Here is an 18,949-nt window from a genome sequence, read left to right as displayed (position 1 = left end):
TGAGCGCATATTCAGCAGCTTCACGGGCAGATGCCGGATCTTTGTGCGATTCCTGTGGCAGTTTGTGTGCGCCCGGCAGCCACTGGGGCTGTTGAGGTCTGCCTTCCTGTGGGGGGAAGTCCGTGCACACACGTGCCTTCGGCACGCCGCTTCGGCGTGTCCGCAAGAGATCAGCCACGACTATTACGCTCGCGGCGCTCACCTCGGCCGCTCTGGCCGCCTGCGTACTGCCCGGCGCGAGCGCAGCTTCCGCCGTAGACAAGGCCGCGTCGGCCTGGGGCAAGGGCAGCCCCGCCTTCACGATGCCGGCGGTGAAGGTCGGTGCGAACCGCCCGGTCAAGTCCGAGCCCTCGAATCTCCCGACGGACGCGGCATACCTTCCGTGGCTGCGTGAACAGCGCGACCACGCCAAACGCCCGAGTGCCGCTGCTAACTCCAAGGCGTCGACCACGCAAAGCGCCACGGCGCACGCCTCGGTGCTGAACCTCGTGCCCGAGGGGCAGGGCAACGTGCCCTGGCACCGATACACCAGCTTTGCCATCACCGACGCTCTGACGGCGAAGATCGACTACTCGACCGGCAACCTGATGCTGACGGCGACGGACTTCGACATCGCCGGCGTCGGCCAGAACCTGCGCCTGGCGCGGACATACAACTCGCTGGACGCGCCTTGGGGCAGGGTCTCTCAGCGCTGGTGGCAGGAGTACGAGCGCTACTTGTCCATCTCCTCCAGCGAAGTCGTCCTCTACGACGCCTCCGGCGCCACCGTGCGCTTCACGAAGAACAGCGACGGCTCCTTCACCACCCCGAAGGGATACTCGCAAGACCTGAAGAAGAACACGGACGGCACCTACACCCTCACGAAGTGGAAGTCCGGGGCGAAGGAGACCTACAACGCCAACGGCTGCCTGACCAGGGTCACCGACCGCAACCACGGCACCATCACCGTCACCCAGCACGACGAGAACGGCGAGAACAAGGGCTTCAAGCTCACCGAGACCCGCTCGGGCCGCTTCATCGACCTGTACAAGACCTACCCGTCGCAGTGGCAGGCCAAGGACAACACCGGCCGCACCGCCGTCTACAACCTCGACGCCAGCGGCAACCTCACCACCACGACCGACACCGAGGGGAAGACCGTCGCCTTCGGCTACGACGCCTCCGGCCGCATCAGCAAGATCACCACCGCCCAAGGCCGCGTCACCGTCTTCACCTACGACGACGTCAACCGCATCACCTCCATGCTGCGCGCGACCGGCTTCAACGCCTCCGGTGACACCGGCCCGACCTGGACCTACACCTACAGCTCCGCGTCCCCGACCGCCGCCGGCAACACCACGGCCAAGGACCCGGAACTGCACGGCACCACATACACGCACGACAGCGACGGTCAGGTCACGGACGTGACCGACGCACTCCAGCGCAAGCGGTCGACGAAGTTTGACGCCAACCACAACGTCGACACCGCCGCCGATGCGATGGGTTCGGGCACCACGCCGGGCAACGTCACCGACTACGGCTTCAACTCCCGCAACAACCTCGAGACCGTGTCCATCCCGACCGGCGGGAAGGCGGTCAACACCTGGCAGACCATTGCCGGCGGGGACGTGCCGAAGGACTCCACCAACGCCGACGGCGAGAAGACCGCCTTCACCTACGATGCCGTCGGCAACACCACGACCGTGGCGCAGACCGGGACCGGCGGCGGCAACGTCTCCTACGACTACAACCCCGCCACACCCACCTGCGGCGGCTTCGAGGGTCAGCGTTGCGCGGCCAAGACGAAGATGACGTCGACGAAGACGGTCGCGACCGACTTCCATTACGACGCCAAGGGCAACCTCGACTGGGTCAAGCCCCCCGCGCCCCTGGACAAGACGACGTTCACCTACGACGACCTGGGCCGCACGAAGACCGTGACCGACGCGCGCGGCATCACCGTCTCCTACGCGTACGACAACCGCGACCGCATCCGCACCGTCACTTCACCGAACACGGTGAAGGTCGAGTACTTCTACGACAGCGACGGCAACCTCGTACAACGCTCTGACGGCACCGGGGTCACCAAGTACGAGTTCGACCCGTTGCAGCGCGAGACGGTCCGGCACTTGCAGGACGGCTCCCAGACCCTGCTCGCCTACACCCCGGCCGGCAATGTCGACTACTACCAGGACCCGGCCGGAACGGTGGACTACACCTGGAACGAGGTCAACAAACTCACCCAGCTGAAGGACCCGCAGGGCCGGATCACCACCTACAAGTACAACAACAACGACGTCCGCACCACGACCACCTACCCGGGCGGCACTGTGCAGAGCGTCACGGTCGACAACTCCAGCCGGCCCAAGACCATCAAGGCCACCTCCGCGCAGGGCACGCTGGTCGACCTCGCCTACAGCTACGGCTACGGAACCAACGGCGCCACCGACGGAAGCAATATCCGCACGTCCACGGACAACTCCCGCGGCACCAAGCGCACGTACTCCTACGATGGGGCGGGCCGCTTCTCCTACGCCCAGGAGGAGAAGGCCCAAGTGATCACGGACTCGTGGCAGTACTGCTACGACCTGGCCGGCAACCTCACCTCCCAGGGCACCGACCCGGGCTGCCCGCGCGGCACCACGTACACCTACAACGACGCCCAGGAACTGACCGCCAAGTCCAGTACGACGGGCGCCTGGTCCTACGACCAGATCGGCAACGAGACCGCCGGAGCCTCTACCGACGACTACGCCCGCACGGGGGAGTCCTACACGGACCACTCCCAGCTGGCGTCGATCACGGTGGGCGGCAAGGCGTACGCGGGCCAGTACGGCTCCACCGACCAGAGCGAACGCATCAGGCTCGGTGACACTTTCTTCCACAACGGGCCCCTCGGCCTGTCCGCAAAGACGACTGCTGGCGTCGACATGGGCTTCAACCGCGAACCCGGGGGCACGCTGAACTCCATGACGACCGGGGGCAAGACGTACTTCTACCTCACCGACGCCATCGGCTCGGTGGTCGCGCTCGCCGACACCGACGGCAACAGGGTCGACGCCTACGCCTACAGCCCCCGCGGCGTGCGCATCCTTGCGCAGTCCACGGAGCCGGTCGCCCAGCCCTACCGTTTCGCCGGCAACTACCAGGACGCCACAGGCCTTTACCACCTCCAGGCCCGCTACTACGACGCCAACCTCGGCCGCTTCACCCAAACCGATCCCAGTGGCCAGGAAAAGAACCCCTACCTCTACGCCGAGGGCGACCCCGTCAACCGCATCGACCCGGCGGGCACCGTCAGCCTCAGCGGCGTGATGGACACCGTTGGCAAGGCGGGAGACGCCATCTCGGGCGGTCAGTTCCTGGGTCAGCTGGCGACAGGAGATTACAAGGGCGCTGCCGGTACGGCGATCAGCTTCGCCGCGGACAAGGGATTCACTGCCGGCTGCACCTACCTGACCGGGGGAGCAGGGGCGATCCCCTGCGCTGTCGGCGGCATGGCCGTCGGTAATGCCACTGAATCTGCTTACGAAGACGCCACCAGCTGAATTCTGATCCCGAACAGGAAGGCATTCTCGTGCAATCGTCCGTCACACCTACCGTACTGGCATACAAGGGGCTCGGTGGAGTGCCACTGTGGCTCTTGTTCGGAATCGCCATCGTGGCCTTCATCATCTTCGGAGTGATACAGGCCCGTAAGAAGAAATAGAGACCCAGCCCCAGTGGGCGGCGACTGGGACAAGAGCGCCGCCCACTGGACCACAGTCGGCCGGTCAGGACCCGGTGACACGAGAGGTTGGGTCGCGGGTCAGGGCACCGACCAGAGTGGCGAGGGTGCCCACCGTGGTGCCCACGCGCAGGTCATGGACGGTGCCGGCCGCAGGTCATGGGATCACCGTTGAGTTCCTCGACGCGCTCGCCGGTCTCATTAGAGGGCGTTCCTGTCGCTCATGTCTCCGCGGCCAGGGGCGAACCGCCATTCACATGGGTGGCCGGTCAGTCCTCGTTCTGACGGCCATGCCAGTCGAGGCAGACGGCGGGCAGGCTCAGCGCTTCCGCTTCCTCGGGGGGCTTGAGCACCGGATCGGCCCGTCCTTGTGTGCGGTGCGGCGTCTACAACGTCGCCTCCCCGGACGGCGAGCGCTACAGCGAGAGGGCCCTGATGCGCGCCGTCACCGGCACCCGCTGGCGCAGGGCGGCGACGCCGAACGAACTGCTGCCGTTCAAGCTGGCCCCGTTCGTGCCCCTGGACGAGGAGACCAAGCACATCCAGCGGGACCGATTCGGACTGCGCCAGAACACGCATGCTGAACCGACCGCTCCCATCACAACGCTCGCGCAGCGACGGCGTCCCAGGGTGAAAGGCTTGCAGATTGCTCCGCGAAGCCAAGGAATGTGGGCTTCTCCTCTGCTACGGGCCCGAACAAAGGGGGATCGACCAGTGAGTGCACCGTCGTAATCAATATGCCTGCCGATGTGGTTACAATGTACCCCGTGTAACCATAAAGGGGGGTAAATGGGGCTGGGCATCTACATCTTGGACCTCCGCGGTGACGCTATGAACTCCTTCACCGATGATGAATCGGATTCCATTAGGGGTGTATGCGAGAGCGCGCCTGAGGACAGCTTGCGTCACGGGGTAAACAGGTACGGCGAAACCTTGTTTAACTCTATTCAACTGAATCGGCTTGTCGCGGAATTGAAAGCGCTGCCCGAGGGCGAACAAAGCCCCGTTGTCCAAAAGGTAGTTGAGGGTGCCAATCAGGCCATTTACAGAACCGGCTATATTCGGTTCATTGGCGACTGATGTATAGCGTAGTTGCATTTCAGCCGAAAGTGTTTGGTGTCGACGCCCCGAGAACTGTGGGGTGTTGACGCCGAACACGGCTGCTCTCGGAGATTGACGTGTGGGCGCCACCACCCCGGCCTCCAGCTTCGCCATGATGTCGTCGGCCTGCTCGTGCCCGATGCCGGCGGCGGCCAGGGCCCGGAAGACCATGAACCGCGCGTCGGTGGCCTCGTGCGGCTGGCGATTGATGCGGGCCGGCTCCTCGCCGTATGCGTCAGCGTCGTGCTGCTCTGCTGCGTAGCTCTGAAGTATGACGAGAACCGGGCCGCTCCCGAGTGTGCGCCGGGGCGGCCCTTCGGTTCCCCCGCGCGGTTTGCCGCCGGTGGATGGGGTGGGTGGTTTCACGGGTCGGGCGTTGCTGTGGGGCGGGAGACAAGGGGCAGGGCGCCGGGATTGAGGTGGGTGACCAGGCGGTGGAGGAGTTGGTGCACCGAGGCTCGCTCCTGGGGCTCCAAGACCGCCAGAGCCTCTTCATTGACCCGGCGGACCAGCTCTCACCGCCCCGACGGCAATCCCAACGTGCAGCCCTGGCGGCACGTCGTCGAAGCGGGTGATTCTCCCAATGAATCTCCCTGACGGGCCACCCAGGGATTGCTGTCAACTGGCGGAACAGTTAATGGTGTTGTCGGAGCAGGCAAGAGCCCTACACTTCGGAAGCCGTAGACGTCGCCCGCCACTTGGAGATACCGGAGCACTATTAGGGTGCTTTTGATTTCGCGAAGAATAACGCACTGCGGGATGCCGAATTCCTCGAAAAATTTGACCTGGAGTCCGACGCTACCGTCAAGTTTCGGGGCCCGGGTGTAACTCTGGACGGTATCTTGAGAGGCCTGGACCGAGACTTGTAGGATTGTAAGGGTGTACATTAGGGCCATGGCAAACAACATCCCCCTCGCTCCTGAAGCGGGGGCTGTATGGCTCCTCAAGAGTGTGAGAGGAATCGTCGGGACCATAGAACTCGTGGGTATCGACCAGCCGTCCTTTAAGTGCCGATTCGTCCCGTCGCCTGCATGGGCTGACTTCTCGGACCTGTTCGAGAAGCAGGCGCGGGTCGTCGACCAAGGAATCGCTGAAGAGGCTGGTGCTGCGCTAAAGGCGGTTCAGGAACTCGAATTGATTCTGGTGCCGGTCGAGTCGGCTGGCCAAACGATTAGGCCCAGCATTATTCAAATCAGAGGAGACCGGGCATCATTTCGCTTCTAGGGTCTGGAGCGAAAGTGGATCAAGGTTGTAGATGATCACGATCCGTGGGACGTGGTGATCTGACGAACGGCCAGGGGGAGCGACTGGAGCCGTTGCTGCCCGTAGGCAAGAAGTCAGGCGGCCCGCGGACCTGGACGTGCAGGCAGTTGATCGACGGCATACGGTGGCGGACGCCCTGGCGTGACCTGCCTAAGCCTTACGGGCCGTGGGGACCGAGCCTATGACCTGTTCCGGCGCTGGCAGCCCTAGGCACTTGGCAACGGATCTTCGAGCAGTTGCAGGGGCCGAACGAAGCCCAGGCCTGATCACGTGGGACGTGAGCGTTGATGCTACGATCGCTCGCGCCCACCAGCATGCCGCTGGAGCGCGTAAAAAAGGGGGGAGCTCCAGAAGGAGCCTCCCGGCGGCGTCGACACCGAGCCTGACGACCACGGCCTCGGCCGCTCCCGAGGCGGGCTGACCACGAAGCTGCACCTGGCGGTCGAGCAGGGACAGAAACCTCTGTCCCTGCTCGTCACCGCCGGCCACGGCACGACAGTCCTCAGTTCCGACCAGTCCTGAACGCCGTCCGGATGCCCAGGATGGGACTTGGCCGCCCTTGTCCGCCCGGACAGGGTCCGGGCGGACAAGGCGTACGGCTCTCGCGCGAACCGCTCCTACCTGCGCCGATGCGGCGTGAAGTGCACCATCTCGGAGAAGGCGGACCAGATTGGCAACTGTCAAAGGCTCGGCTTCTTCGGTGGCCCCCCGCCCCGCTTCGACAAGGACGACTACAAGCAGCGGCACGCGGTCGAGTGCAGGCGGGTGCAGGACTGTCAGAGACGTTAGGGACGTTCCTTACGAGCCCGGCGATCAAGTGCGATCAGCGGCAGACAATCGTCATGCCTGTTGGGCCACTACGGACGTGGGACGATGCCTCTGATGCGTGCGTTCGATTGAAGGAAATTACCTATGTGGTGGGCGCAGGAGATCGTCACGGACTTGGACCGGCCTCAGTGGACATGGGTCCCATTCAAGAGCGTGGGGCCTCTACAGTTCGGCCAGAGCGTCGACGATGTCGCGGCGGTCCTAGGCGAGCCGATCAGCGGCTGGGATCCCAACAAGCAGTGGGCGTCATTCAGCGCTCAGGGCATTGACACCTACTACCGCAGGGAAGATCTGACGTTGGCCGCCGTCGCCGTCGACGCCTGCCGCGGCCCCCAGATCAACTACGAGGGCGTCCGCTTGGTAGGGCGGCTGCCTTCCGAGCTCTCTCCCTGGATCGAAACGACAGCGGACACACTCGAGGACATGCCGCCTGGTCTGAATGGCCTGCGCATCGGGTTGAACGGGGAGGCTGGCCTCCCCGGCCTCGGTTTGGTCATGCGTTGCCAGCAGAACGGTGACTATGCCCGAACTCGCCCCGTCCTCGTGGCCAGAGACTGGGCGGAGATGAGTACCGATAGTTGGGAGGGCCCCATTCCTGACAGGGAGTGGGGGATCTACTGAGGGGATAGAAACCTCGCCGGTCAGGCGTCGCCGAGGCGTCGGCCGCCTGTCATTCAGGTGGGTCATGTCGGCGATGTCCCTCTGCTGTGGTCTCGGATCATCTGACGAAGACTGGTGCTGGCTGCGGCGAGCTCATCTTCGAGCTTGGTCACGCGGCTCGCGAGGGCGTCAGCCTTTGCTCGTCTTGGCGTTGAAAAAGTGCCTCCAGCTCGGTTGACCGTGTTGAGTTCGCGGACTCGGGCGACGAGGTCTGCGGTTGGCTGTCTGGCGCAGGGTTGCGGTCATGATGTTGGGGCCCCTTCTTCTGTCAGTGCGCTCTGGGAGGGAAGGGGGCGCTGCTCCGGGTCGGCCGGGTTCGATGCCTGGGGCCGCCCCGGGCGTTCAACTGGCCGCGTGGAGCGCGGCGGTGGTGCGGACGGTATCCGCGAGCAGCACGGTCAGCTCGTGGCCGTGGTCGACGGCGTCCTCCAGGCGCTCGATGAGCTCCGGGGGCAGGCTGCGGTTGCACGGCAGGAGGCGGAGAGAGGCCCAGCGCCCCGAACAGACCACGCCGAATCCTGTAGCAACACCCACGCTCGCCCCTTACAGTCACCGGATGGCCACCGAGGACGAGAGCCCACGCCAGTCCAACATCGCCGCGATGCTTACCGATCAGACACGTGCCTGCCACGCAGCACGCGATGCCATCGCTGCTGGCGGCCAGGTGACGGTCTGGGACAACGAGGTGCCCCATTGGATGGTCGCTGGCATCGCTGCGACGAGGCTGAGGCGGTCGTTGAAGATCGGCCTGACGACCCTCGGCCTCGACGAGACCGTCGAGATCCTGGCTCAGCACCGCGACAAGCAGTTGCGCACGGGCATCATCGACGCAGCAGACAGGTCGTGGCACTTCACGCTGTACTTCGATGCCACGGGCACTGAGCTCTTGGCGTGCAGCGGGGTCAAACGCGAGAAGCCTTCGAAAATGCGTGGTCAGAAGCTCCAGCTGTAGAGGCCGCCACCGGTGTTCACCGCGCTGACCGCGAGCCGGGCAACTCCCCGCAGGACCGCCAGTAGGTCATCATCGGTCATGTCGTTGCCGTCCTCGGACCAGAGCCGCGTGGTCCAGCGGCCTGCAACCTCTTCAAGTTCGGTAGAGCTCGCGTTGGCCAGCGCTCGGGTCAGCCGTTTCGGCAGAGCGAACACCTCTACTCCGTCGTTCAACGGAGCGGGGACCCCCTGCGGCCACGCCCACCCAAGAAGCTGCTCAAGCGGCGGGGCCTCGGCCGAAGGCGCCTCGAAGTACATGTCCCACTCGGCGATGGCGCTGTCCGGCTCAATAAAACGGCAGGTCACAGACGCAAACGCCTCACTCGGTCCCCGCAGGCGCGTCGCGGCTGCGGTCTCGTCGTCGGCGGCGAGGAAGAACACTATGTCGTGGGCCACCCGAGCACGATGGCGGGCCGCCGAGCAGACGCGGGTGCTGCTGAGTCGGTCTCAGCCGTCTGATCGGTGGGCCACCTCGGCTGCGTAGGCGGCTCCTGCTGCCCATCGGTCGGCAGCGGCGGGGCTGATGCCGAGGAGCCGTTCGAGGACGCCCGCCGGCATCGTGGTGCAGATGTCGAGCAGGGCCGCGCAACGGCCGGACTCAGCATCATGCCTCGACGCCCACTGCCCGGCCAGTTCATCGTCACCGCCGGTCGGACCGCCACGGGGCACCTCCACCCTCGCCCTGGAGGGTGCTGAGCACATGCTGGACTGCGCTGGCCTGGCTGATGGTCAGGGCCTCTCCCTAGGCCGGTCATGCCGGGGCCGGGGGGCTCGCCTGTCAGCCAGGACGCCTTCAAGTGAGGTGCACAGGAAGGTGCGTGCTAAATACGGGGCAGAGGCGCGGAGTTCACCGGCGGGCCGGAGGCGTCGGTGCATGCGCAGATGTAGCCCAGGAGCTTGGAGGTCTCGGCCTTCGCGGGGGAGGTCTCGGCATCATTGCAGACGAACTCGTACCGGATGCTCGTGCGCGGGATGTCGTGCAGCCAGGCTCGGTTGTCCTTGCCGGGGTTGAGCTGCAACCCGCGGTGGGTGACTGCGTCGGTGTGGGTGTGGGTGGGGGTGGGGGAGAAGAAGACCAGCGCACCGGTGTCGGCGGTCTTGAGCGCATAGGCGTCGCCGCAACGGTTGGCGGCACCTGCGAATGTGCTGTTGCCCTGGTAGCCGTACTCGGTGGAAGAACGGCACGATGTTCAACGAGGCCAAGCAGCAGTGTCTCGATGCCGGCAGCTACATGAGCACCCGGCCGTGCCGCCGCCTGCCGGGTGACGTCGGAGCCGGTGTAGCCGGGCAGGTGCTGGCAGAACAGGCTGTTGATCGAGCCGAAAGTCCGCTCCACGACGCCTTCGGCAGTGGGTGCGAGCGGCGGTGCGGCCTGACCGCGGTGTCTCATCAGATCCGGCGGCTGCTCATTTCAGGCGAAGGTCCGGCGCAGGTGTGCCGTCAGGCGGTCGGGGGTGGCCGGGTGGAACCGGCCAGAGAGGTGGCCATCGGGGCGGATCAGGTAGGCCTCGCCGTCACGCGGGGCGTAGGCGTCCCTGAAGCCACCGGCCCCGTCCCGGATGACGGGCGGGCGCCGCCCTGGCGAGCCGACCGCGTCGGGGACGTCGGCCGCGAGGACCAGGTAGCTGCCGAGCAGGCCGTGGGCCGCGCGGTGGGCCGCGGCGGCGCAGTCCTGGAGCCGAGCCGCGCCTGCGCCTGAGGCGTTCTCCGGACCCGCGTACAGGAGCAGCGTGTGCCTCGGGCCGCGGAGCAGGTCGAAGAGCCGCTGCGGGTACGCGGCGAGGGCGTGGACCAGCCCCCGGCAGTCCGGCACCCGGTCCCCCGGCGCGGGTCCGCCCACCGGTGCGCCGCCCGGAGGGAGCGGCTCGACCAGAGGGCTGTCCGGGTAGGACACCAGCAGCTGCGCCTCACCCAGCAGGAACGTCTCCACACTCTCGGTGTCGTATCCGGAGCGGGCATGGCGGACCGTGCGGCCGACGACCTCCTCCCCGACGGGGTGGCGTTCGGCGTGGTAACTGTCCAGCAGGCTCTCGGCTCCGAGACCACGGACGGCCAGGGCCAGCTTCCAGGCGAGGTTGTAGGCGTCCTGCACCCCGGTGTTCAGGCCCTGCGCGCCGGTGGGCGGGTGAATGTGCGCGGCGTCCCCGGCGACGAAGAGACGGCCCTCGCGGTAGCGGTCCACCAGCCGGTGGCTGATCCTGAAAGTGGACGACCAGCGCAACCCGGACGCGGTCGTGGGCTGCGGCGACAGCCGGTCGAGCACGGCCTGGATCTGCCGGAGGTCCGGACCGCGGCTGTTGTCGATCCCGTGCGCCACGGTGTCCGCGGAGCCGGCGTCCGCTTGCTGATCGACGGTCAGTTCCGGAGGGACCTTCATCGACATTCGGTACCGGCCCCCGGGCAGGGGGATACACACCAGCACGTCGGCCACCGCGCCGTTCGCGTCCAGATGCGTCGACCGCACGGCGTAGCCGGCAGGCATCTCCCAGTCCACCTCGACGTCTCCGAGCATGTACTGCTCGGGGAAGGCGTCGCCCTCGAAGCTGAGCCCGGCCGCCTTGCGCACCAAGCTGTGCGCGCCGTCGCAGCCCACGAGGTACCGGGCGTCCACGCGCTCGATCGTGCCGTCCTCGCCGACGAGCGCGGCCTCGACCCGGTCGGGGTGCTGCATCACCTCCACGAGCCTGGTTCCGCGCTCCACCGCCGTGCCGAAGCGCGCCAGGTGCTCGGCGAGCAGCCGCTCCGTCGTGTACTGGGGAAGTGCGGCGAAGGCATAGGGAACCTCGCTCGGTAGCCGCAGCTCCATCCGCGACGCTGGTTTTCCGTCGACGAAGCCCAACTGACCGAGCAGCGGCACGGCCTCGTCCAGCGCCTCGCGGACCAGGCCCATGGCGTCCCAGACCTCGAGTGTGCGCGGCTGGATCCCGACGGCCTTGGCATAGTGCTGAGGGGTCGGCAGAGTGTCGACGACCCGGCATTCGGCGCCGTGCCGCCGCAGCTCGGCCGCCGCCGTCAGGCCAACCGGGCCGGCTCCCACCACGAGAACATCGACATCGGCCATGACCGGGCTCCTTGCTGTCCGGCGACCGGCTCCGCGGAGCCGTACATCTTCAGGTTGCGCCCGGACCACCTGCCTCGCCACCCGCGGAGCACCGCCGCAGAGCACCCGGTCGGCCTGGAGCCCAGCATGAAGTCGGCCTGGAGCCCAGGATGAACCAGCAGCTCATCACCACGATCGAGTCACTGATCACCGCCCCGCCCCGCACCCCCCTGGGAGCGGTGACCCGCCATCACCAGCAGCGACACGGCCGAAGGTCTGCGCGCGCCCTGGAATGGCAGGCTCCTTCGCACTGAAGGACAACCGTAGGGATGCCCGCGAGACTCGGAGTCGACAGCGGACTGGCGAGGGGGCGCCGGTGCGGACACCTGACGGGCTGGATGAGTTTCGTTGGCTGGGCATGCTTCTTCGCAGTCGATGGACGCAGTGGTTCCCCTGGCGCATTGGGACCAAGGCCGGCCCTCGCTTGCGGCTCTGCTCGCTGCCGGTGGCGTCGACGAAGACATCGGCTCGGGCCTTGTTTCCCCGTTGCCCGTTCGGGAGGAAACAGGAAACGGGCTTGGCGGTGTATTGCCCAGGGGATGGCCACCTCTGCCCGGCAACGGACGCCGGCGCAGTCCGCCCCATTGCGGGCACCCTCTGCAACTGATCGAAGGAGACGCCTTGTTTGTCCCACGCAAACTGCTGCTCACGGCTGTGACTCTGGCCGGTACGGTTGCTCTTGTTCAGCCGTCGTCCGCCGCCCAGTCCGCCCCGGCCCCGTCGCTCGGCTCCGCCACCGGATCTGCCGGTCCGGCGGCTGCCAGCTGGCACGCCTTCGCCTCAACGGGCTTCTCGGGCCTGGACACCTACTTCTCCGGCAACCCGGGGGAGTGCAAGTACGTCGGCGACAACTGGAACGACAGGATCCGATCCGCCCGCACAGAAGTAGCCACCCGCAGGGTCGAGTTGTGGGACAACTACAACTGCACGGGTGGCGCGATCATCATCGACGGCTCCGGCTACAACAGCATTGGCGCGTGGGTCAGCGCCTACCGCATCGTCAACGAGTAGCGCCATCTGTCATCTGTCGTGTGGCAACTGTTCGCTGTGACCTGTCGCGTGCGATCTGTCGCCTGTCACCCCGCCTTGGCTCGGGTGACAGGCGACAGATCTCAGCTCCCCCGGCGACGCCGGGGGAGCCCTCCCGGTGCGTTGCACCTTCCCCGCGATGCAGTGTTTGGGGTCAGCGCCAAATGCGGCGCGTTTGTCCAACTCAGGCCTGGGGGTGGCGCGTTGAGGCAAAGTTCTCGATGAGATCGTTCCGCTTGTTGTGGCGCGCCGCCAGGTAGCCCACCAGTACTGCGATCGGCACGATGAGAGCCAGGGTGACCGGCCCGGTGCCCCACCCGAGGCCGTGCCGGGCGGCCGGCACTCCCATCCAGTCCGCGAACGAGGCCCCTAGAGGGCGGGTCAGGATGTAGGCCCACCAGAACGCGGCCACCGAGTTGAGCCCGAAAACGCTTCTGGACAGCGCGGGCACGGCGATGAGTACGGTAAAGAGGCAGCCGGACGTGAAGTATCCGAGACCGAGTGTGCCTGCCGTGAGGTCTCCGACAGCAGTGCCCAGCGCGAAGGTGATGAGGACGGTCGCCCAGTAGAACGTCTCCCGGCGGCGGGTGCGGATGGCGTGGATCGACAATGTCCGTTCGCTGGAATACCAGGCCACAAAGACGCCGCCCAGCGCCAGCGTGAAGACGACCGTCGACACCGTGTACGGGATTCCGGCGATGACATGGATGACGTCGGCCACCATGGTGCCGAAGACGCTGACCATGACGATCGCCGACCAGTAAGTCCAGGGCTGATATCGCGCGCTGCGGAGCTGGAGCACCAGGGCGACGACCAAGCCCACGAACCCGAGACCGCCGGCCGGAATGGGGCCGAGTGAGCGTCCCAGATAGTCCGACGCGGTCTCTCCCATGCCGGTCGTCAGCACCTTGACGATCCAGAAGACGGCCGTGACCTGGGGAACCTTGCTCCAGCCGACGTGCTCCGGCGCGTCACCCGGCCGGTGATGCGCGTGTGCTTCGGCCTCGGCTGCTGACTCCGCCATCGATTGGTCCATGCTTGCTCCTCACCAAGCGGCGCGCGGCGCCCCCACCTGAAATGTCCTTGCGTGGAACGGTTTTCGGCGGTGGCCCCTTTGCGGCCGTTCGCATCTCTGCTGAATGTCTACGGGACTGTAGACGATCGGTCTGTGAGGTCGCGGGCGGGGTGGCCGGAGCGCTGCCTTGCCTACGGGGAAGGAAGCGCTCCTGGAGCTGTCCGGTCGGGACGAGGGGCTGCTCAAAGATGCGGATGAGGGCTTTCTGCACGGCTGAGACCGACCCGCCGTACCCGGTGCCGCCGTCGCGCACCCCGATGCACGTGTCCGCTCGACGGCCGCTGATACCTTCCGACCCGGGCGCACGTCCGAACAGTGGGAACGCCTGGTCCGTACCGAACCGTCCTCGAGCCGGCGCGTGCTGTGGGCCGAGCATGCTTGCGCCTGGGGAGTCGAACTCTCCGAGGACCTGTACGACGACCTGCTCACCGGCTCGTCCCGCGTCCAGGCCGCCGGACTTCCACGGCTTCCCGCGCACCGCATTCCCGGCCTCGCGGCCGACGCCGATCCTCAGGTGCGTACGGCTGCCTGCGCCAGGTGGGAGGACCTCGCCGCGCCCTTGCGAGCGCGACTGCTGGCCGACACCCGACGTGGCTGTGCGTACGACGGCTCTGCTCGCCCATCACGCCGAGGTCCCTACGCCGCGCGACGTCTCGCCGCGTTGCCCGATCCCCGGCGCGCGCTCGAACAGTGCCGTCTCTCGCCCGAGTGAAGACGCAGCTGATCCATGACGGGAACGTGGAGGTACGCCGGTCCTTGGCAGCCAACCCGCAGCTCACCGCGTACAACGTTGCCGTCCTGGCGAAGGACTCGTCCGCCGACGTCCGCTCGGCCGTGGTGCTACGGACCTCGACGAGGAGCAGCGTGCCGCGGTGCGCCACGGCTTCGACCCGACATCGATATCGCCGCGCTCTGCCCTGGGCCGTGGCCCTGCATGGTGACCCCGATGCGATGCGCCGCCTTGCCCCATCGACTCATCCGCTCATCCGCCGAAGCGTGGCCCGTGCCCGGCGCCTTCAACCGGACGTCGTGAAGCGTCTCGCCCAGGACGAGGACCGCACGGTCCGCCTGTTCCTGGCCGAACCGTGCGATGACGCGCCGGCCGAGCTGCTGCTGGAAGTCCGGCGCTGGTGGGATGGCAGGTTCAGCGCCTGTGGGTTGACCGCCTATTTGGTTGACTTGGGCGGGCCCGGATGGCGCGTACCCCCGCCGAGACAGGCACCGAGGTGAGGCGCGCCGTCCGGCACGGTTACCTTAGCCGGGTGGACAGTCGGCAAGCTGATGAGGGCCGTGCGGGCGGCGATCGAGTGGGGTCGCGGAGCGAGGGTGCGGCGCCGCACCCTGATCTCCTGGCGCTGGCTGTGCAGTTGCGGCGGCTCAATGGAGAAGTCAACCGTCTCGTCCACGGGTTCGCGGCCGATCAGGGGCTCCACCCCACCGATGTTCAGGCGCTCTCCGCGATCCTCGACTCACCCGTGCCGCTCACACCCAGTCTGCTGCGTCAGCACCTGGGACTGACCTCCGGCGCGGTGAGTGCCTGCGTGGACCGGCTGGAGCGCGCGGGGCACATCACGCGGGTGCGCGAGAGCGCCGACCGCAGAGTGGTGCACCTGCACTATGTGCCCGGGGCGCAGGCCCGCGCGCGCTCGTACTTCGGTCCGCTGGCGTCGGCGACCGAGCGGGTCCGGCGCGGCTTCAGTGACGGTGAACTCGCCGTGGTGCTGCGGTTCCTCGACCACCTCAACGAGGAGCTCGGGGAGCCCGGGCGTCTGCGGACGTAACGAAAAGCACGTAACAAAGGGCGTGGGGGCCGCCCCTTGGGCGGGCGGCGGCTTCTGTCAACTCGCTGCATCCGCAACGTCTGTCGGCATGGAACCGGGGAAGGAGCTACCTGAAGTCCATATAGTTCAATCATTGAGATACTTTCTCGTTGAGTAAGTATCTCGGCCGTCCCCGGAGAGAACCATGGTCCGCAACCCACGAGGCACCCGCTGGTTGACGCCCGTCGTTGTGCTGCTCGTCTGGCTAGTGATCGGTGGCACCCTCGGGCCCTTCGCCGGGCGGCTCGGTGAGGTCGCGACCAACGACCAAGCGGCCTTCCTGCCGCGCAACGCCGAATCCACCCAAGTCATCGCCGCGCAGCGGGCGTTCCAGCAGAGCGAGAGCCTCCCCGCCATCGTCGTATGGACCGCACCGGACAACGCCCCGCTCACAGCCGACCAGGCAAACCGGGCCACCCGCGCCCTGGCCTCGCTGCGAGGTACGCCCGGTGTCGCGGGCCAGGCATCTCCGGCGATGCCCTCCGGCGACCACCGCGCTCTCCAGGGCGTCGTACCACTCCGCCCCGACCTCGGCTCCGAGCTTCGAGCCACGCTCGACCAGATCAAGAGCACGGCGGCGCAGGTCGCCGGCACCAACGTGGCCCTGGCCGGTCCGGCCGCCAGTCAGGCGGATCTCACCGGCGCTTTCTCCGGCATCGACGGACTGCTGCTCATCGTCGCCCTGATCGCCGTCCTGGTGATCCTGCTCCTGGTCTACCGCAGCGTCCTGCTGCCCTTCGTGATCATTCTCGGCGCGGTGTTCGCCCTGGGGGCGGCGTGCGCCGTCGTCCACGCCCTCGCCGAGCACGGTCTCGTACGCGTCGACGGACAGGTCCAGGGCATTCTGTCGATCCTCGTGATCGGTGCCGCCACCGACTACGCACTGCTCCTCACCGCCCGCTACCGCGAGGAACTCGCCTCCTCCGCCGACCAGTTCGCCGCGATGCGGGCCGCGCTGCGGCGTTCGGCGGGCGCGATCGTCGCGAGCGCGGCCACCGTCGTCCTGGGGCTGCTCGCCCTGCTGCTGAGCGATCTGACCAACAACCGGGCGCTCGGGCCGGTCGGCGCCATCGGCATCGTGTGCGCGGTCCTGAGCACGCTCACCTTCCTGCCCGCGATCCTCGTCGTGCTGGGCAATGCCGCGTACTGGCCGACTCCTCCTCGTCCCGCCGAGGCTCCGGGAGGCGGCCACGGCGTCTGGCGGCGCATCGCGCACCGGGTGGAGAAGACGCCTCGCAGGATCTGGGCCATCGCACTGGCCGGACTGCTCGCCTGTGCCGCCTTCGCCCCCGCCCTGCACTCCAAGGGCGTGCCCCTCGACGAGATCTTCGTCAACGACGCGCCGTCCGTCGCCGCCCAGGCCACCCTCGCGGAGCACTTCCCCGGCGGCTCGGGCAACCCGACCGTGGTGATCGCCGACGCCGACAGCGCAACCCGCGTCGTCGAGAGGGCCAAGGCTGTCGACGGCGTCGCGAACGCCGAGGTGCTCGGCGATCAGGGCCGCCCCGGAGGGCCCGCCCGCGTCGTGGACGGCAAGGTCCGCGTGGACGTCACCTTGAAGGACCCGGCCGACAGCGACGCGGCCAAGGACACCGTCGCCCGTCTGCGCCCCGCACTGCACTCCGTCGACGGGGCCCAGGCCCTGACCGGCGGCTACACGGCTCAGCAGTACGACACCCAGCGCACCGCCGAGCGCGACAGGACGCTGATCGTGCCCGTCGTGCTCGCCATCATCCTGATCATCCTCGTCGCACTGCTGCGATCTCTCCTCATGCCGCTGATCCTCGTCGCGACCGTAGCCCTCAACTTCCTTGCCACCCTGGGGGTTTCGGCGCTCGTCTTCCAGCACGCCCTCGGCTTCACCGGGACCGATGCCTCCGTGCCGCTGTACGGATTCGTCTTCCTGGTCGCCCTCGGCGTGGACTACAACATCTTCCTCATGTCCCGGGCGAGGGAGGAGTCCATGGAGCACGGTGTACGCCAGGGCATCCGCAAGGCCCTCGTCGCCACGGGCGGAGTGATCACATCGGCCGGTGTCGTCCTGGCGGCGACGTTCGCCGCTCTCGCGGTCATCCCGCTCGCTTTCCTCGTGCAGATCGCGTTCATCGTGGCCTTCGGAGTGCTCCTGGACACCCTGGTCGTACGCTCCCTGCTCGTCCCGGCACTCGTCCACGACATCGGCTCGAAAGCCTGGTGGCCGGGACGCCTCAGCCGACGCGCGCTGAGTTCAAAGACCAGGGATGAGTAAGGGGTGGTAGTGCACGACACACGTGACGGCGCCGGGAGGCGTCTGCTCCTCGAGGTCTTGGGCACACCTGGCCTTCTCGCAAGATGGCGTGCCTCTCAGACAGGAACAGTCAGATCAGACCTGTTCCTCGTACACATCCATCTCGGCGGGTCTGCGAGCGAACAGCACCCGGAGTCGCCCCTCCATGGCGGCGAACCACTCCTCAAGGTCCGCACCGGCGTCGTGGAAGAACCAGGAGTGGAAGCTTCCCAGAGCGTCCAGGTCCCGTTCGGGCTCGTAGCGGAGTTCGCAATGGAGTTGCACGTAATGGTCGTGCTCGCTGTCGGCGTCGATGACGGCGAACTGCCGGGTGAGGTGCAGAGTGAACATCGGTCGTCCGCTGAAGGCATACGTGCCGTATTGGAAGAGCAAGCCGTCGGAGTCGGGCGTGAGGGCCGCGTTGAAGCAGCGACGCCGTCCGAAGCGCATATAGGCGAGCCATGCGTCCCGAGTGGTCCAGTCGGTCAACTCCCGCTGCTCAGCTGCCAGTTCGCTTGACAGGGTGTGGAGAGCTTCGTCCAGGTGTGGTCCGTTGGGCACGTCGGAACCCTTCATCCGGGCGGGCCGCCGGCTCGCGGAAGGCGCTGCTGCCACTGGTGTGGAGGGGGCCGGCCGTGGTGGCCGACCCGCTGGAACGCTATCCCCTCTCCGACGGCCACTTCGCTCCCGGGGCGCAACCACCGCCGGTCTGCACCTCAACACGCTGGCCCCCCTCGACCCCGTCCGGCCGCGGGGCAAGGACGTACGCCATGCGCCGCCATCACCTCACCCGCTACGACGGCACCGCGGCCGTCACCGACCCGGACGCACTCACCCATGCCCCACGGCGAGGGCCCGGATCACGTTGGTCGAGTCCACGCTGAGGCAGAGTTCCGGCGAGCCGTGCTGCCAATCGGGATGCTCCGCCGACGACAAGCCGTAGGTGAGCGCCGTCTGAAGCGCGTCCGGCAGGTTGAGGCAAACGATTTACGTCGCGCCCCGCAGCCCCTGCTTGGTCGACTCGACAGGGAAGAAGCAAGGCCCCTTTCCCTCGGAAAGTCGATCAAGGTGGGTGAGGTTTCTTCTCAACGCTGGCCATGTGTCCAGTCCG

At 67.0% G+C, this 18,949-nt stretch carries 19 protein-coding genes; 11 read left to right on the top strand and 8 right to left on the bottom strand.

All coding sequences use genetic code 11. The features are described from left to right. Nucleotides 1-302: 302 nt before the first annotated feature. Nucleotides 303-3,527: an RHS repeat-associated core domain-containing protein gene (locus DWB77_RS01990; RefSeq protein WP_120719603.1), complete on the top strand. Its 3,225-nt coding sequence runs from the start codon at nt 303-305 to the stop codon at nt 3,525-3,527. A 932-nt stretch (nt 3,528-4,459) separates the two neighbouring features. On the opposite strand, the gene DWB77_RS37505 is transcribed toward DWB77_RS01990, so the two are convergent. Further along, nucleotides 4,460-5,173 carry a hypothetical protein gene (locus DWB77_RS37505; RefSeq protein WP_162952346.1) on the bottom strand — a complete coding sequence of 238 codons (714 nt, stop codon included), beginning with the start codon at nt 5,171-5,173 and terminating at the stop codon, nt 4,460-4,462. Between the two features lie 528 nt (nt 5,174-5,701). Here DWB77_RS37505 and DWB77_RS37500 point away from each other — a divergent pair. The 3 genes from DWB77_RS37500 (at nt 5,702) to DWB77_RS01960 (ending at nt 7,519) form a co-directional block, all read left to right on the top strand. Beyond that, entirely contained in the window at nt 5,702-6,031 is a 330-nt protein-coding gene (locus DWB77_RS37500) for a hypothetical protein (RefSeq protein ID WP_162952345.1), read from the top strand. A 44-nt stretch (nt 6,032-6,075) separates the two neighbouring features. Beyond that, nucleotides 6,076-6,255 carry a transposase gene (locus tag DWB77_RS01975; protein WP_120719600.1) on the top strand — a complete coding sequence of 60 codons (180 nt, stop codon included), beginning with the start codon at nt 6,076-6,078 and terminating at the stop codon, nt 6,253-6,255. A gap of 727 nt (nt 6,256-6,982) precedes the next feature. After that, complete coding sequence (locus DWB77_RS01960) at nt 6,983-7,519, top strand: hypothetical protein (protein ID WP_246033354.1); 537 nt, start codon at nt 6,983-6,985, stop codon at nt 7,517-7,519. A gap of 381 nt (nt 7,520-7,900) precedes the next feature. Here the strand turns inward: DWB77_RS01960 and DWB77_RS37495 are convergent, their stop codons facing one another. Then, a complete protein-coding gene (locus tag DWB77_RS37495) occupies nt 7,901-8,092 on the bottom strand; it encodes a hypothetical protein (RefSeq protein ID WP_162952279.1) in 192 nt (63 codons plus the stop codon). 22 nt (nt 8,093-8,114) lie between these two features. On the opposite strand from DWB77_RS37495, the gene DWB77_RS01955 reads away from it, so the two are divergent. After that, nucleotides 8,115-8,510, top strand: a complete 396-nt coding sequence (locus DWB77_RS01955) for a hypothetical protein (protein WP_120719598.1) — start codon at nt 8,115-8,117, stop codon at nt 8,508-8,510. On the opposite strand, the gene DWB77_RS01950 is transcribed toward DWB77_RS01955, so the two are convergent. From DWB77_RS01950 to DWB77_RS01935, 4 genes are all read right to left on the bottom strand, one after another. Continuing rightward, nucleotides 8,492-8,944: a hypothetical protein gene (locus DWB77_RS01950; RefSeq protein WP_120719597.1), complete on the bottom strand. Its 453-nt coding sequence runs from the start codon at nt 8,942-8,944 to the stop codon at nt 8,492-8,494. The two genes, DWB77_RS01955 and DWB77_RS01950, sit on opposite strands and share 19 nt — an antisense overlap. Before the next feature lie 51 nt (nt 8,945-8,995). Beyond that, nucleotides 8,996-9,223, bottom strand: coding sequence for a hypothetical protein (locus DWB77_RS01945; protein ID WP_120719596.1), 228 nt, complete (start codon nt 9,221-9,223; stop codon nt 8,996-8,998). Nucleotides 9,224-9,369: 146 nt separating this feature from the next. After that, nucleotides 9,370-9,567, bottom strand: coding sequence for a hypothetical protein (locus DWB77_RS38355; RefSeq protein ID WP_216826813.1), 198 nt, complete (start codon nt 9,565-9,567; stop codon nt 9,370-9,372). A 392-nt stretch (nt 9,568-9,959) separates the two neighbouring features. Next, entirely contained in the window at nt 9,960-11,609 is a 1,650-nt protein-coding gene (locus DWB77_RS01935) for an FAD-dependent monooxygenase (RefSeq protein WP_120719595.1), read from the bottom strand. A 149-nt stretch (nt 11,610-11,758) separates the two neighbouring features. Here DWB77_RS01935 and DWB77_RS37490 point away from each other — a divergent pair, with 149 nt between their 5' ends. Both DWB77_RS37490 and DWB77_RS01930 read left to right on the top strand, forming a co-directional pair. Further along, entirely contained in the window at nt 11,759-11,902 is a 144-nt protein-coding gene (locus tag DWB77_RS37490) for a hypothetical protein (RefSeq protein WP_162952344.1), read from the top strand. 367 nt (nt 11,903-12,269) lie between these two features. After that, on the top strand, nt 12,270-12,659 hold the full coding sequence (locus DWB77_RS01930; protein WP_120719594.1) for a peptidase inhibitor family I36 protein: 390 nt from the start codon (nt 12,270-12,272) through the stop codon (nt 12,657-12,659). Nucleotides 12,660-12,861: 202 nt separating this feature from the next. On the opposite strand, the gene DWB77_RS01925 is transcribed toward DWB77_RS01930, so the two are convergent. After that, nucleotides 12,862-13,713, bottom strand: coding sequence for a COG4705 family protein (locus tag DWB77_RS01925; protein WP_246033353.1), 852 nt, complete (start codon nt 13,711-13,713; stop codon nt 12,862-12,864). A 397-nt stretch (nt 13,714-14,110) separates the two neighbouring features. On the opposite strand from DWB77_RS01925, the gene DWB77_RS37485 reads away from it, so the two are divergent. The 4 genes from DWB77_RS37485 to DWB77_RS01910 all read left to right on the top strand — a co-directional run bounded on the left by DWB77_RS37485 (nt 14,111) and on the right by DWB77_RS01910 (nt 17,820). Next, on the top strand, nt 14,111-14,464 hold the full coding sequence (locus DWB77_RS37485) for a hypothetical protein (RefSeq protein WP_162952343.1): 354 nt from the start codon (nt 14,111-14,113) through the stop codon (nt 14,462-14,464). Further along, complete coding sequence (locus tag DWB77_RS01920) at nt 14,461-14,982, top strand: hypothetical protein (RefSeq protein ID WP_120719593.1); 522 nt, start codon at nt 14,461-14,463, stop codon at nt 14,980-14,982. The genes DWB77_RS37485 and DWB77_RS01920 overlap by 4 nt, the downstream gene beginning before the upstream one ends. A gap of 32 nt (nt 14,983-15,014) precedes the next feature. Further along, nucleotides 15,015-15,533 carry a MarR family winged helix-turn-helix transcriptional regulator gene (locus DWB77_RS01915; protein WP_428985096.1) on the top strand — a complete coding sequence of 173 codons (519 nt, stop codon included), beginning with the start codon at nt 15,015-15,017 and terminating at the stop codon, nt 15,531-15,533. 184 nt (nt 15,534-15,717) lie between these two features. Beyond that, the gene (locus tag DWB77_RS01910; RefSeq protein WP_120719591.1) at nt 15,718-17,820 is read left to right on the top strand and encodes an MMPL family transporter; all 2,103 of its coding nucleotides are present in this window, start codon (nt 15,718-15,720) and stop codon (nt 17,818-17,820) included. A gap of 114 nt (nt 17,821-17,934) precedes the next feature. Here DWB77_RS01910 and DWB77_RS01905 read toward each other — a convergent pair whose 3' ends face one another. Next, nucleotides 17,935-18,399, bottom strand: coding sequence for a hypothetical protein (locus tag DWB77_RS01905; RefSeq protein ID WP_216826812.1), 465 nt, complete (start codon nt 18,397-18,399; stop codon nt 17,935-17,937). Nucleotides 18,400-18,949 lie beyond the last annotated feature (550 nt).

It is taken from the genome of Streptomyces hundungensis, from assembly GCF_003627815.1.
Taxonomy (GTDB): Bacteria; Actinomycetota; Actinomycetes; order Streptomycetales; family Streptomycetaceae; genus Streptomyces; species Streptomyces hundungensis_A.
The sequence above is the reverse complement of the archived record's forward strand: the minus strand, read 5'-3'. Positions and strand labels throughout refer to the sequence as shown.